The organism is Alteromonas sp. S167 (genome assembly GCF_036864375.1).
GTDB lineage: Bacteria > Pseudomonadota > Gammaproteobacteria > Enterobacterales > Alteromonadaceae > Alteromonas.
In genome coordinates, this window is sequence record NZ_JAZETR010000008.1 from 34287 (window position 1) to 48975 (window position 14689).

Annotated in this window: 13 protein-coding genes; 8 read left to right on the forward strand and 5 right to left on the reverse strand. The window is 44.6% G+C overall.

What is annotated here, in order from left to right; translation table 11 throughout:
- The first annotated feature begins 13 nt into the window (after positions 1–13).
- A complete protein-coding gene (locus V7R35_RS12995) occupies positions 14–1090 on the forward strand; it encodes a DNA mismatch repair protein (RefSeq protein ID WP_334015301.1) in 1077 nt (358 codons plus the stop codon).
- A gap of 87 nt (positions 1091–1177) precedes the next feature.
- On the opposite strand, the gene mutH is transcribed toward V7R35_RS12995, so the two are convergent.
- Positions 1178–1852, reverse strand: a complete 675-nt coding sequence (mutH, locus tag V7R35_RS13000) for a DNA mismatch repair endonuclease MutH (RefSeq protein ID WP_334015302.1) — start codon at positions 1850–1852, stop codon at positions 1178–1180.
- 113 nt (positions 1853–1965) lie between these two features.
- On the opposite strand from mutH, the gene rppH reads away from it, so the two are divergent.
- The 7 genes from rppH to V7R35_RS13035 all read left to right on the forward strand — a co-directional run bounded on the left by rppH (position 1966) and on the right by V7R35_RS13035 (position 9491).
- Positions 1966–2508 (forward strand): RNA pyrophosphohydrolase, encoded by a 543-nt coding sequence (gene rppH / locus V7R35_RS13005; RefSeq protein WP_334015304.1) that lies wholly within the window; start codon positions 1966–1968, stop codon positions 2506–2508.
- Positions 2509–2552: 44 nt separating this feature from the next.
- Positions 2553–4844 carry a phosphoenolpyruvate--protein phosphotransferase gene (gene ptsP / locus V7R35_RS13010; RefSeq protein ID WP_334015501.1) on the forward strand — a complete coding sequence of 764 codons (2292 nt, stop codon included), beginning with the start codon at positions 2553–2555 and terminating at the stop codon, positions 4842–4844.
- Between the two features lie 80 nt (positions 4845–4924).
- The gene (locus tag V7R35_RS13015) at positions 4925–5731 is read left to right on the forward strand and encodes a sulfite exporter TauE/SafE family protein (RefSeq protein ID WP_334015305.1); all 807 of its coding nucleotides are present in this window, start codon (positions 4925–4927) and stop codon (positions 5729–5731) included.
- 4 nt (positions 5732–5735) lie between these two features.
- Complete coding sequence (gene lgt / locus V7R35_RS13020; RefSeq protein WP_334015306.1) at positions 5736–6536, forward strand: prolipoprotein diacylglyceryl transferase; 801 nt, start codon at positions 5736–5738, stop codon at positions 6534–6536.
- Positions 6537–6554: 18 nt separating this feature from the next.
- Positions 6555–7388, forward strand: coding sequence for a thymidylate synthase (locus tag V7R35_RS13025; protein ID WP_334015307.1), 834 nt, complete (start codon positions 6555–6557; stop codon positions 7386–7388).
- Positions 7389–7398: 10 nt separating this feature from the next.
- Positions 7399–8508 (forward strand): response regulator, encoded by a 1110-nt coding sequence (locus V7R35_RS13030; RefSeq protein ID WP_334015308.1) that lies wholly within the window; start codon positions 7399–7401, stop codon positions 8506–8508.
- 17 nt (positions 8509–8525) lie between these two features.
- Positions 8526–9491, forward strand: coding sequence for a diguanylate cyclase (locus tag V7R35_RS13035; protein WP_438823480.1), 966 nt, complete (start codon positions 8526–8528; stop codon positions 9489–9491).
- Here V7R35_RS13035 and V7R35_RS13040 read toward each other — a convergent pair.
- The 4 genes from V7R35_RS13040 to V7R35_RS13055 form a co-directional block, all read right to left on the reverse strand.
- Entirely contained in the window at positions 9486–11654 is a 2169-nt protein-coding gene (locus tag V7R35_RS13040; RefSeq protein ID WP_334015311.1) for a hybrid sensor histidine kinase/response regulator, read from the reverse strand. The two genes, V7R35_RS13035 and V7R35_RS13040, sit on opposite strands and share 6 nt — an antisense overlap.
- Positions 11655–11777: 123 nt before the next feature.
- Positions 11778–13082, reverse strand: a complete 1305-nt coding sequence (locus V7R35_RS13045; protein WP_334015312.1) for an AmpG family muropeptide MFS transporter — start codon at positions 13080–13082, stop codon at positions 11778–11780.
- Positions 13083–13243: 161 nt separating this feature from the next.
- Positions 13244–13567: a hypothetical protein gene (locus tag V7R35_RS13050; RefSeq protein WP_334015313.1), complete on the reverse strand. Its 324-nt coding sequence runs from the start codon at positions 13565–13567 to the stop codon at positions 13244–13246.
- A 142-nt stretch (positions 13568–13709) separates the two neighbouring features.
- Positions 13710–14687, reverse strand: a complete 978-nt coding sequence (locus V7R35_RS13055; protein ID WP_334015314.1) for a DUF3530 family protein — start codon at positions 14685–14687, stop codon at positions 13710–13712.
- Between the last annotated feature and the right edge of the window lie 2 nt (positions 14688–14689).

Below are 14689 nucleotides of genomic sequence, written 5' to 3' on the forward strand. Positions count from 1 at the left end.
ATGGAGAAAGTAAATGACGTCACCTGTATATGGCTATTTGTTATTTACATTAGCGGCGTTTTTCGTCATTGGTTTTGTACGCTTGTTTATCCAAAAAGTTAATTTACATAGCCTACGCTGGCTATTTGGCGCATTTGCATGCTGGCCGCTTTATATGACAGATGAATGGTTGCGACTTACTAACGCCACTCAGTGGGCGCCAATTTACGGCTTATCTGAGGTATTTGCGGTAGTGGCGATTACCTGTTGCTATCGCGCTATAAAGCCAATGCTTATTGCAACGCCCTCTGCACGAAAGCGGTTGTGGTGGCCGGTGGCGGTAACTGGCGTGCTGCAGCTTTCCATTCTTTTTATATCATCTCAAGACAAGCAAGCATGGTTTGCCGCCTCACCGGTGGGTGAGCCGCTATATTTGTGGCCTGCCTATTTGCCGTCTTTGCTAACCAGCTTCAGTGTTTTGCTTATTGGCATTCTTATCACCGAGCATATTCAGCATTACCATCGGTATTTGCCGCTACAGGCAGTAGATACGAAACCATTAAAAGTGCCGCGCTTAGCTGCTGTGATGGGGAGTGTGGTTGGCATTGCGTTTGTTAGCATCTTACTGGTTACCGCAGTGATGTTTGGTTTTTTAAAAGTGCCGTTTTGGGAAAGCTTTCATCATTTAATGCTGGGGGCTTCACTGGTACTGGTGTTGTTTAGCCTAACGTTTGTAAGAAGCACGTTGCCGTCGCCTATCGATTATGCACAACTAGATCACGGTAAAGCATCGCCCTATGAAATAAGCAGTATGATGTCGAAAGCCGAGCGTTACGTAGCTACTTCAAAGGCATTTAAGAAGCCATTTCTTACCTTGCAGTCATTTTGCGAGGGCGCACAACTTGAGCCTACGCTATTTGCTATTGCACTTCAGGTAAATGAAAGGAAAACATTTCAGCGTTTTATTTTTCACTACCGCCTTGAATACGTTAAAAACGAGCTACTGCCAGCAGACACTTCGTTGGCATCACGCGCTAATGTTATGGGTATTGAATCGGAAAAATTCTTAAGTGACTACTTAGGTAAATATTTCAGTCAAAACGCGACCTAGCATTTAAAAACAAACCCTACGCTAAGCAATGCACAGCACATTAAAAGTACGCTAAAAGCCCTCTAAAAACTGAGCTCGTCAAACGTATTAGCTAAACGCATTAATTAAGATGTGGTGGGTAAATGTTTTTCTTAAATAGAATCCACGGGGTCTTGTTTTAATACGCTGGCCTTCGGGGTCCAGCGCATCAGTCAGCACTTTTCCATTCGCTGCTTTAGGGCGAATATGCAGTGCTTCGCCTTGCCTTGATGTTATCGACTCTACGTTGCCGGTAATGATTTGCTCAGTTAATTCTTCCCAATCATGACGCAGTATCTCATCTTCATTTGGCGACGGACGCCAGAAAAAGCCAGTTGCTACACGCCGGTGGGCTAGGGGAATTTCTCGGTTGCCCTCAATAGGAAGCCATAGTACTTGCTGAAGTTTGTTGCGCACGTTACTGGTTTCCCAGGTAATACCCGGCTGCATAAGCAGCGGTGCAAAGCACACATATGTAGTTTCAAGCGGTGCAAACTGTGCATCAATCGGTATGGTCTTAAGTTCTATACCCAGTTCAGGAAAATCTTGCTGCGGCTTCGAGCCTGCACTCGCCCCCAGCCACTTTTCAATTAGCATACCCGGCCACCCTTTATGACGCTGTAAGTTGGCCGGAATGGCCACATTTGCCATATCTGCAAGCTCGCCCAGCGTTAACCCTGCTATGGCGTGGCAACGTGATAATAGGGCATCAGGTGAAGAAGGAGGTGACTGCGGTGGCTGCATAAGCGTGGCTTTTTTCCTAGCTGACAATTAACAGTGAACAATAAAACTATGATTGGAGCATAGTTTGTGGAAGAATGAAAACATATAACAGTATAGTGTGCCCGGGAGTCTATGTGATAGATGCCGATGGATTCCGTGCGAATGTGGGCATAGTGATTTGCAACAAAATGGGTCAAGTATTTTGGGCAAGGCGTTATGGTCAACATTCATGGCAGTTCCCTCAAGGCGGAATTGATGAAGGGGAATCTGCCGAACAAGCTATGTACCGCGAGCTTAATGAAGAAGTGGGATTGACACCGAAAGATGTCACCATTTTAGGTGTAACTCGAAACTGGCTTAGATACAAACTACCGAAGCGACTTATTCGCCAAGGGAGCAACCCTGTCTGTATAGGGCAAAAACAAAAATGGTTCTTGTTGCAACTCGATTGTAACGAGAGGGATGTTAATGTGCTTAAAACAAGTCATCCGGAGTTTGATGACTGGCGATGGGTAAGCTATTGGTACCCTATACGAAATGTTGTGTCTTTTAAACGCGATGTATACCGCAGAGTAATGAAAGAGTTCTCGCCGGTTGTCATGGCGGCGCAGCATCGAGCCCAGCAACGCCCCAACGCAGCGCCACATAAACGTGGTAAAAAGCGTAGGCGGGGGTAATTACAAAGGAATAGCTGTTGAGCGTGCAAAGTAACCCCGGCACCATGCTGGCAACACTGAAACGAATAGTGCAGGAAATGAATCGCATTCCTGCGCTAGACATGGCGTTATTCCGCCTTGCCTCGCGCGTTAAGCAAACCCTAAATGTTGACTCTTGCTCTATCTACCTTGCCGACTACGAAGCTCAGCATTTCATTTTAAAAGCCACCGATGGTCTGCACCCTGATGCGGTTGAGCATGTACGCATTGGTTTTTCTGAAGGCTTAATTGGTCTTGTAGGGCAGCGTGAAGAGCCGTTAAACATTGTAAATGCTCACCACCATCCTCGTTTTAAGCATTACCCCGAAGTTAAAGAAGATAACTATAACGCATTTTTAGGTACGCCAATAATTAATCAGCGCCGTGTGCTGGGCGTAATTACCCTTCAGCAGTCGCAAATGCGCAGATTCAGTGAAGACGAAGAAGCCTTCCTTGTTACCCTTGCGGCCCAGCTTGCCCTTGAAATTACGAATGCAGATATTCGCGGGGCGCTGACTTTATCGTCGTCAAACGACACCGTAGCGCAACAGAAAAACGTACGCGGTATAGCGGGCTCACCGGGCCTTGCTATTGGTAAAGGGGTTTCTCCCGATAAGTCAATAAACTTAAAAAACTGGGTAGTACGACGTACTCAGTCGCCACTTGACCAAATTCAGCTATATCGCAAAGGGGTAGAAGTTACCCGCGAGCACGTAAACGACTTATCTCAACGCTTAGATGACGGCCTACCAGAAGACGTTAAGTCTATCTTCCAGCTTTATCACCACTTACTTGATGCAAATAGCTTAGGGCGTGAAGTAGAAGAAAAAATACGGGAAGGCTGGGACGCGGCGTCGTCGCTTAAAATGGTAGTGGAAAACTATGCTGCGCGCTTTCAAGCCATGGAAGACCCTTACATGCAGGAGCGCGCCATTGATATTGTGGATCTTTCAGACCGCATACTTGCCAATATATTGCATGAAGCTAACGGCCACAAAGTGGCTGAGAAAGTGGTGGTTGACGACAGCATACTCGTAGCCAACGAAGTATCTGCACCTATGCTTGCAGAGTTTCCTCGCGACAAACTGAAAGGCATTATTTCAGTGCGAGGTTCTAACAACTCTCATGCCGCTATTTTAGCGCGAGCTATGGGGGTGCCTGCTGTGATGGGGTGCCAGAGTGTGTCGCCAGCACTGCTTGAAGACAAAGAAATACTGTTAGATGGCTATTCAGGTGAAGTTATTGTTTCGCCTGAGCGCAACATAAAAGCTGAATTTATTCAGCTTATTGAAGAAGAATCGGCCATCGCAGAGAAGATTGACGCTGAGGCGGACAAACCTTGCGAAAGCGTAGATGGCTGTAGAATGTCTTTGTATATTAACGCAGGGTTATCGGCAGAAATAGAGCTTAACGCCGAACAAATGGGCTCTGGTATTGGGCTTTATCGTACAGAAATACCGTTTATGCTGCGCGAACGCTTCCCGTCGGAACAAGAGCAGGTAATGTTGTATCGGCGAGTGCTAGAAGCGGCACCTGAATTGCCTATTACTATGCGGACCCTAGACGTGGGGGGCGATAAGCCGCTGCCGTATTTTCCGATAAACGAAGAAAATCCGTTTCTTGGTTGGCGAGGCATACGCCTTACACTCGATCATCCAGAAATCTTTTTGGTACAAATTCGCGCTATGCTGCGTGCCAGTGTTGGCTTAAGCAACTTACAAATTATGTTGCCCATGATTTCCACTGTGTCAGAAGTACAAGAAGCAAAAAGGCTAATTAACCAAGCGTTTTTTGAAATTTCAGATGAGATTGCAAATACAGAACAGTTTCTGAAAAAACCTAAGCTTGGCATTATGTTAGAGGTTCCGTCTGTACTTTATCAGCTTCCCCAACTTGCCAAACATGTCGATTTCTTTTCGGTAGGAAGTAACGATTTAACCCAATACTTGTTAGCCGTAGACCGCAATAATTCCAGAGTAGCAGGGCTTTATAATAGCTACCATCCAGCTGTGCTTGGAGCGCTGTATGATGTTGTTCAAAAAGCAAATCAGAACCAAGTGCCCGTAACAATATGCGGTGAAATAGCGGGTGAACCGGCAGGCGCTCTGTTACTGATGGGAATGGGTTACCGACGTTTAAGCATGAACGGTTTTAACGTTCGAAAAATTAACTGGTTGATCAGAAAAGTAACCCTAGATGAGTGTAAACAACTACTTGCACTAGCACTCACCGCGGCTAGTCAAGAAGAGGTGTTTGTTCATTTGAACGAATACTTAGAAACAAAAGGACTTGGCGGTCTAATTAGAGCTGGGGCCTAATAAAGTCATAGTAAAATGGGCATATGCGATAGTGCGCTGTGTGTGATAATCTTGTGGCCGATTATAGGAAGGAATATTAAATGGACCCCTTGGTTATCGTTGTTGTGTGTTGCCTTTTTTTAGGCTCAGTAGTGGGGATCCTTGCGGGAATGTTGGGCATAGGTGGCGGGCTAATTATTGTGCCGGCGCTGTCTTATCTGCTTGTACACTTCCTAGGCATGACGACGGAAACCGTGATGCCGGTGGCCATAGCCACTTCGCTGTCTACCATTATATTTACAGGAATGTCGTCTGCCTTTGCGCATTATCGCCTTGGCAATATTCAGCCCAACATTGTGTTATACACCTCAATTGGCATTGCGGTGGGCGCTGTGCTAGGTGCGCAAGTTGCCAGCCATATCTCGGGTGAGTTGCTTAAAAATGTATTCGCGGTACTGGTTATACTTATCGCGGCGCAAATGATTTTTGGAAAGCAGAAAGCGTCACAAACCGATGCGTCGAAACCTGCCTTAATTGGGGTTGGTAGTGGCACTGGAGTTATCAGCGCCCTAATGGGCATCGGTGGCGGTGCGCTGTTGGTGCCGGCTCTGGTGTGGTTTAAAGTTAATATTCGGGCTGCCATTGGTTGTGCAGCATTTAGTGGGTTAGTGATCGCGCTCTTTGGCACGGCGAGCTTTGTTGTGGCGGGCTGGAACGCATCTGATATACCGCCATATAGTGTTGGATACGTGTTTTTACCAGCTACTGCGGGTATCGTAACTACGTCGGTATTTACAGCGAATGCTGGTGCTAAATTAGGCCAAAAAGCCAATGTGAAAGTGTTGAAAGCCATGTTAGCGTGTTTGCTAATACTGGTAAGTATTAGAATGATTGTAGGAATTGAATAATAGAATGGAACAGAGCAGTTTTCTGGTTTTCCCTAGTATCGACCCAGTAATTTTCAGCGTAGGGCCACTTAGCGTCCGTTGGTACGGGCTTATGTATTTGGTGGGCTTTATTGCCGCTTATCTACTGGCTCAAAAGCGATTGGCTAATACCAGTTGGAGCAAAGAACAACTAAGCGACTTACTGTTTTGGAGTTTCGTAGGGGTTATCCTTGGTGGACGCATAGGCTATGTGCTGTTTTATCAGTTTGGTATGTTCCTCGACAACCCGCTTTATCTCTTTAAAATATGGGCCGGCGGCATGTCGTTCCATGGTGGCCTGCTAGGTGTGTTAGCTGCGCTGTTTTGGCAGGCGAAACGCATGAACACCACATTCTTACAGTTAGGCGACTTTGTCGCACCGCTTGTACCAATAGGATTGGGTGCGGGAAGAATAGGTAATTTCTTAAACGCTGAACTGTGGGGGAGAAGCACTGACGTGCCGTGGGCCGTTATATTTCCAAACGCTGGAAACGTGCCGCGCCATCCGTCTCAGCTTTATGAGTTTGCGCTGGAAGGCGTGTTGTTGTTCATTATATTGTGGCTGTTCTCTGCGAAGAAACGTCCTGTGGGTGCCGTAAGCGGTTTGTTTTTATTAGGTTATGGCAGCTTCCGTTTTATTGTGGAATTCTTCAGAGAGCCAGACGCACATATTGGCTTATACCAAATGGGACTAAGCCAAGGGCAACTTCTTTGTTTACCTATGATCGCTTTAGGAATAGGATTGATCGTCCGCGCTTACATGCGTGGAAAAAACCGTGTTGAATAAGAAATTATAAGAAGAAAGATGAAAGAATATCTCGCTCTAATGCGCCATGTACGTGATACGGGTGTGAAAAAGGAAGATCGAACTGGTACAGGCACGCTGAGCGTGTTCGGGTATCAAATGCGTTTTAATCTCCAGGAAGGATTCCCTTTGGTGACAACGAAAAAGTGTCACCTTAAGTCGATAATTCACGAACTACTTTGGTTTCTGAAGGGTGAAACCAATATCGCTTATTTGAAAGAAAATGGCGTTAGCATTTGGGATGAGTGGGCTACCGATGAAGGCGAGTTAGGCCCAGTTTATGGTAGTCAGTGGAGAAGCTGGGATAGAGGCGACGGTACGTCAGTCGACCAAATTGCCGATGTAGTTGAACAAATCAAAACTAATCCAGACTCTAGACGTTTAATTGTTAGTGGTTGGAACCCCGCCGTTCTACCAGATACCAACTATTCACCAAAAGAAAATGCGGCAATGGGTAAGCAAGCATTACCTCCTTGTCACACACTTTTCCAGTTTTATGTGCTTGATGGCAAGCTTAGCTGTCAGCTTTATCAACGAAGCGGCGATATCTTCTTGGGCGTACCGTTTAACATTGCAAGCTATGCACTGCTTACCATGATGATGGCGCAGGTGTGTGACCTAGAACCAGGCGACTTTATTCATACACTGGGCGATGCGCATCTATATTCAAACCACTTAGAACAAGTGGAACTGCAATTAAGTAGAGAACCATTCGAGCGCCCAACAATGGCGATAAACCCGAATGTGAAAGATATTTTTGGTTTCAAATTCGAAGACTTTGAACTGCAAAACTATCAGTCTCACCCACACATAAAAGCGCCTGTCGCAATATAAGGAAATACAAATGAGTACTCCTATATTAATTTGCGACGATTCAGGGTTCGCAAGACGCCAAATGGCGCGCAGTTTACCCGATGAGTGGGACGTTGATATTACCTTTGCTGAAAATGGCGAGCAGGCAGTTGAGTATATCCGTCAGGGCAAAGGCGACGTTGTATTTCTAGATTTGAATATGCCGATAATGGACGGCTACCAAACCATGGATGTTATTCGCCAAGAAGACTTGCCCTGTTTGGTTGTTGTGGTATCGGGTGATGTTCAGCCTCAAGCCCGTGAGCGAATGATAAATCTCGGTGCGCTTGATTTTATTCGCAAGCCAATTGATAACGAAAAGCTTACCAGCATACTAACCGCTTATGGCATTTATAGCGGCAGTTCACACAGCACCGGTGCCAACCTTCGCAAAGTAAAGGCACAGAATGAAGCGAAAGCTGTCTCACAAAATTCAAATGGCAGTAATAAAGCCCCTGTACCATTAAGTTCGGTTCGCAAAAACGCACCTGAATTAAGTTTAGAAGACAAACTGGACGCGTGCCGTGAAATGGTAAACGTAGCTATGGGGCGAGCGGGTGAAAACTTAGCGCAGTTGCTGGGTGAGTTTATTGATTTACCTATTCCCAATGTAAACCTTATTGAAAGTAACGAACTGTCGATGGCGGTGGCCGAGATAAATCGCAACGACAGCGTGTCAGCGGTCTCAAAAGGGTTTGTGAGCGAAGGCATTAGCGGAGAGGCTTTGGTTATTTTCAACGATACAAACTCGCAGAATATTGTTGAGCTGTTGAAATATCCGAAAAGTCACTCGTCTGACGGTTTTGCCCTAGAAGCCTTAATGGATGTATCTAACATTCTGATTGGCGCCTGTCTTAATGGCTTGTCTGAACAATTACAGGTAGCGTTTAGTCATACGCATCCAGTATTACTTGGTCAGCACAAAGGCTTATCCACACTGCTAAGCGACAACGTTCAGCGATGGGGCAAGCTAATGGCTATTGAAATTGGATACGCAATAAAAGCGCGAAATATCGCTTTTGATTTGCTACTTCTATTCCCGGGTGACGCTATGACACAAGTTTATGCGCGTTTACTCGATGACCATAGGGATGCGGTATGAACACATCTATGCATTCAATGTTAAATTCTACACCATCGCAACATTCAGCGGTGCCAACAGAGCTTCTAAACTCAATTGAAGTAGGTATTGTCATTTTAGACAAAGACTTCCGTATTCAGGTGTTCAACAAGTTTATGGAAAATCACAGTGGCGACCGCGCTGAGGACGTTACGGGAAAAGTGTTGTTTTCGCATTTTACCGACATTGAAGAACAGTGGTTGCGTACTAAAGTAGATCCTGTTTTCAATCTAAAAAGCCCTGTGTTTATTATTTGGGAGCAGCGTCCCTACTTATTTAAGTTTGGCTGTAACCGTCCGGTAACGTGTGCTGCAAAGCATATGTACCAAAACGTGACCATGTTTCCTTTAGTCGGCCAAGACGGCAATGTCGATAAGTTCTGCATGCTGGTATACGATGTAACCGAGCAGGCGCTTGGTAAACTGGGTATGGAGCACCTTAACGAGGAGCTAAAAATAGCCAGCCGAGTTGATGGTTTAACTGGGCTCTATAATAGACGCTATTGGCAAGAGCGCTTCGAAGATGTGTTTAAGCTGTGTAAGCGTAGAGACAAGCCAAGCACCGCAATGATGCTTGATATCGACCACTTTAAGCGTATTAACGACACGTACGGTCACCAAGCGGGTGATAAAGTGATTAAGATGTTAGCGCAGCTTATTCAGCGTTGCGTGCGTGAAACCGATCTTGCCGGTCGTTATGGTGGCGAAGAGTTCGCAATTATCTTAACAGACTCAAAAGTTGAGAGCGCGGCAGTAGTGGCTGAACGCATCAGACAATTAGCGCAGCGCTTAGAAGTTGAACACGAAGGTCAAACCATTCAATTTACTATAAGTATTGGCTTGGCACAGTTTGAGCGCGATTTCAAAGGGTCTATGGCGTGGTTAGAGCTTGCCGATCAAGCGCTGTATGAAGCTAAAGAAAACGGACGTAATCAATATCGCGTATTCGAGGCTATTACCCTATAGCGCCAATTTTAGCGTGTTCTTTAATTCCTGATACGTCACTGGCTTTACAAGGTGGTATCGCATACCTGCGGTCAGTGACGCCTCTTTATCGCTGCGATGCGCATTAGCCGTTAGCGCGACAATAGGCAGCGTCGGCGAGCGTTCATTAATCACTCTTGCCACTTCCAGCCCACTAATATCCGGTAAATTAATATCAAGTAAAACGCAGTCGAACTGGTTGCTGCCCACCTGTTGAATTGCGTCTTCACCGGTATAACACGTGGTGACAATGTGTCCCATGGTCTCAAGCATGTATTCTACCATTTCAGCATTAATGGGTTCGTCTTCAACCAAGAGGATGTTCGCAGTGCGTTCGCTTTCAATAATTTTCTGTTTGTGCTCGGCAATGGTACGAATGGCATCGACAAAGCGCTGTTTATCAATTGGTTTCACAAAGCTTTGGTAGGTGGGTAACTTACTGTTAGCCACGATGTTGGCAATATCAGGCGTGGCCGATAGCACAATAACAGGCGGAATACGCTCACCATAAATAGCGTGAAGTGTTCTTACTAACTCTAAGCCAGACATTCCCGGCATATACAAATCTGCGATTATCGCAGTGAACTGTAATACATCATCGTGCAGGTTAATTAACTCTGCACCAGAACAGAATGTGCGTGCGATATACCCTTCGTTGGTAATAATAGATTGCAGGTGGAGTCTGGAAATCTCAAGATCATCAACAATAGCGAAACGAGCATTAGTCGCTGTCTCTTTAGCACTTGGTAAGCTTTCGAGGGGCTTAACTGGAATATAAATTTTAAACTCAGAGCCAACGCCAACTGTACTGCTTACTTCTATTGCTCCATTAAGTTTATCTATATTGCGTTTGGCCACAGACAGACCAATACCCGCACCGGGGAATCTTTGAGAGCCAGTATGCGCGCCACGATAGAAACGGTTATACATTTTCTCACGCGTCTTATCGTCTATGCCTATGCCGGTGTCGCTTATAGTGACCGCTAAAAAAACCTTTTGGTTTTTTACTTCGGTCGTCATGGCAATATCAATAAGTCCGCTATTAGTAAATTTAACGGCATTGTCCATGACGTTCACGATAACCTTGGCAATGGCTGTGGGGTCTGATTCAATGAAATGGGGCACGCTGTGGCTGCAATGCATATTGAAATCGACTTTCTTATCTTTTATTTGTACCGAAAAAGGAGAAATACACTCGTCGAGTAAACTTATCAGATCGACCTCAGTCATTTCTAAGTCTTTACTCGAATGTTTCGTCAACACTTCGGTAAGGTTATTGGTTAAATTAAGCAACCGATAGCTAGACTGTTCAGCTTGTCGAATAAGCCTTTCACGCTGGTCTTCCAAATTAGGAATTAATTCAAGTGCGCTAATAATGGCGCTTATAGGCGCTTTAAACTCTTGACTGATAAGTTGTAAAAACTCTTTTTCTTGCAGCTCTTTTTCTTGATCGATAAGCGCTAAACGCAGATGAGAACGATGTAATGACGATGCGTGTTTGTGTGGAATAAAGTCTTTGAAGAGCCAGCTTATACCAACCAATATTGCCGCTATAGTTAGTGCTACGAGCACAAGCACAATCATTTCCTGCCGTAGCATGGCAATTTCATCAATTAGAATACGCTCTTCGGTTTGCATAGCGTTAACTAAAGGTAGCAGAGTGAAATTTGTTCCTAGCAGTATGTTGCTATCATCAACTGAGGCGTTAAGTATGGTGTGCAGAAGGTGAACAGAGTCTTGTGCGATATGATAAGCCGAATCTTTACTTAACTGCCTTTGCTTCTGGCGAAACTCGTCTACCGGCAATACCTTTGGTACAAAATCGTTATCAATATCATTTACTACATATTGTTTTAGACTAGTGTAAGTTTTCCGCATATCTTCACGTAATGCGGTAACTTCATTGGGCTGCTCTAAGGTATAGTAGCGATTAATGCGATGCTCCAAAGCAATGATGGTAGCTTCAAGCGCGCTTTTTTCAGTAAGCGCTGTGCTTACTTTCTGTTGCTGGTACAAAGACGTAAGAAGTATCACTGCCGCGCCAAAAAAAACAATTGCCGCAAGCACCGTCATTTTAGAAAAAGTTGCCTTCTTTAAAAGTGGTGAAAGCGCATTGTCCGCGCGATCTTGTACGTGCTGACTCAAAAGTGTTCCCTTGTCGCTAACACCTCAAGCGAGGCTTATTACGCTGAAGGCTTATGGTTAATGAATACTGTATATTCTTTAACTTTAGAACAAACGTGATTGCTTTCAAGAAAATAGTTAAGATTATGAATATTCGACCTTTTTAATATTCTCTCGAATGCTATAAAGAAACCCTAAACTTGGGATAACCATAAGTGCAGTAAGGATAAAAAACAGGCTCCAGTTTCCGTCCATGGCGTCAACAAAAAAGCCACTGCTGCTAGCAACTAAGGTTCGTCCAGCCACGCTAAGGGATGCCATTAACGCATATTGTGTTGCGCTAAACGCTCGGTTACACAACAACGAAATAAACGCCACCATGGCCACCGTGCTCCATGCACCAGTAAATCCATCAACAATAACGGTAATAGCAAGTAACGAGGTAGAAGGCCCTGTTTGCGCAATGACTGCAAACAGTAAGTTAGACGCTGCCATTGCGATACCCGCCACCATTAGGCCTCGGTATATGCCAAAGCGAATATTTACAATTCCCCCAAGCAACGAGAAAACAATGGTTACCCACCAGTTAAGTAACTTGGAATAGGTCGCAATATCTGTGTTCGAAAAGCCAACCTCTTTATAAAACACAATGCTCATGCGACCTAGAAACGCTTCGCCAATTTTGAATAGAAAAATGAAAAGTAAAAAAGAGGCTGCAAGCTTCACCCCGTTGCGGTTGAAAAATTCAGCGAAGGGAGTAACAATCGTACTGTAAAGCCAGCTTTTCAATGACTGACCGCTAGACGAGGTGCCCTGAATTTCTTGAAGCAGTGCCTCTCGGTCGATTTGCGGTTCTGAACTTAGGCATGTTGCTAGCATCAATACGCCCATAATGGCAGCTAACAGCAGGTATATCGAGGGCCATGACCATGCTGTCATGTCAGCCAAGAAGAAGGGCAGTGCACCTAATCCACCATACCCAGTCCACCAACCTGCTGTTGCCACTGATGAAGCGGCAGACATTCCGTCTTTGTCGTTAGCATCAATGGTGTCAATTCTATAACCATCAATGGCAATATCTTGAGTGGCTGATGCAATGGCGATAATAAGACCAACGAGGGCTATGAAGAACAAATTGTCTTGTGTTGTGAACTGAGACATTGCTATACAGAGTGCCACAACAATGGCTTGCATAGATAAGATCCAGCCTCGCCGTTGACCTAAAAACGGGGGCCTCAATTTGTCGATCAATGGAGACCATAAAAAGTTGAATGAGTAAGCGGAAAAAATAACACCAAACAGGCCAATGGCCGAACGTGAAAGGCCATCGTCTTTAAGCCATGCAGAAAGCACGGAGCCGATCATTATCCACGGAAACCCGCTTGAAATACCGAAGAAGAAAATACTTAAAAAGCGCTTATCTTTATAGGTGTTTAATGCACAGAGCAAAAGCGTTTCCCTTTACGCGAGGTCGAAACGCACATTGAGCCATGCTAGACCTAATTTGGCAATGGTTAATCTGAAATAGTTAATCTGCAATAGGTGATGTAGAAAGTTGATTTGCGATGAACACTATTTTGAATAGAGAAGCGCTGTAAAAAGGCGCTTTACTAAGGTCTAACGCCAACACAGTCCAACGGGCAATGACCAGTGCCTTCCAGGTATTTTACGCAGTTGTTTAATTCATCGAGTAGATATTTATCCTGCATCAGCTTCTCTTCATTCCAATAATGTACTTGGTGAAGAAGATGCCAGAATACGCGCTCTTGTTGTGTGTATGGCTGCGTTAACGTGAAACTAATTTGGCCCCACTCTTCCATTGTGTCCCAAAAGAAAAGTTCTAACTCTTCAATAGGAAGTTCGCCTTGCCAAAATGCTTTCAAATAAAAACACAGTTGCTTCGCTTTGGTATTTACAAACTCTTGAACGTTCACGAGACACCCAACCAGTTTTGCGATCTATTTGAAGTATAGTTCATTGCTGCTCTCCTGCTTACAGCTCCTTGCTGCTTTTCGCATAGTTCCCTGTAGGTGTCTGTTTTTGTATTAAATTTAGCGTAAAACGGAAGGGCAGATTTTACCAGCCCAAATAGCGAGTCCAGCCGACAGTGCTATTTATAACTGATTGAATATATGGGTTTTTTTGATTTGCACTTATACTAAAGGTTAATAAATTTCTTGGGATTTTAACCTGTCTATAATGTAGTTTTAGTTCGTTTTTTGAGCGCCTCTTTCTCTCTGGAGCAGTGTTAAGCTCCCACTCGCTTAAACCTTCAATAGAAATATCAAGAATAGGGTAGCTGCTTTCAGCTATATTTTTGATTATATGAGAGTTTATTAATGTTTCAGGCCAGAAAGGTGAAACAGCAATGAAGCTATCTGGCTGAAGATCAGGTTGTATTTGTATTGCAGAAATATAACTGGCCGCCGACATACCTTGTGCAATGTACAGTCGATAACCTGGTCGTGACTGTAGGTGGTTATCTAATGCATTTAAGTGAATTGCGAGGTTGGTTGTTGCTTGTTGAAAATCGAGGTTATTCGAAAGCAAACTGCTTCTTGGATGCAGACCTTCCGTAGCCATATTACTCTCATTCATATCATCACTAGCTATTCTGTTTTTGTCTATGCTGGCTGCTGCAGTGTCGTTGCTGTTTGTGCTGCTTGCATCGGTTGCACCGTCTGTGTTTTGCGGAGTGTTGCTAGATGAGCTATTGGTGCCAATTGAGGTACTAGCCATTTTTTCAATTGGCAAACTCAACGGGCTTATCAACACATTCCAGCCTTTTTCTGCCAATGCGATACCTAGTGATTGCCCTTGTGCAAGCGTAAGACTGGAAGGATATGAACTTGTTAAGATTACAGCTACACCAAGAGGCAAAGGCGTATGTGCTTCAATTTCTATAATAGGCGCGGTGCCATCGCCTACTATAATTTCATTGATATCAGTTGGAATGTAGGCTTGGCTTACGTCATCAAAGAAATTACTGTGAACTGAAGCTGAAAATAGCAGGGTGCTTAATGTTAAAAGCAAAACAATGTATTGCTTGAACATGA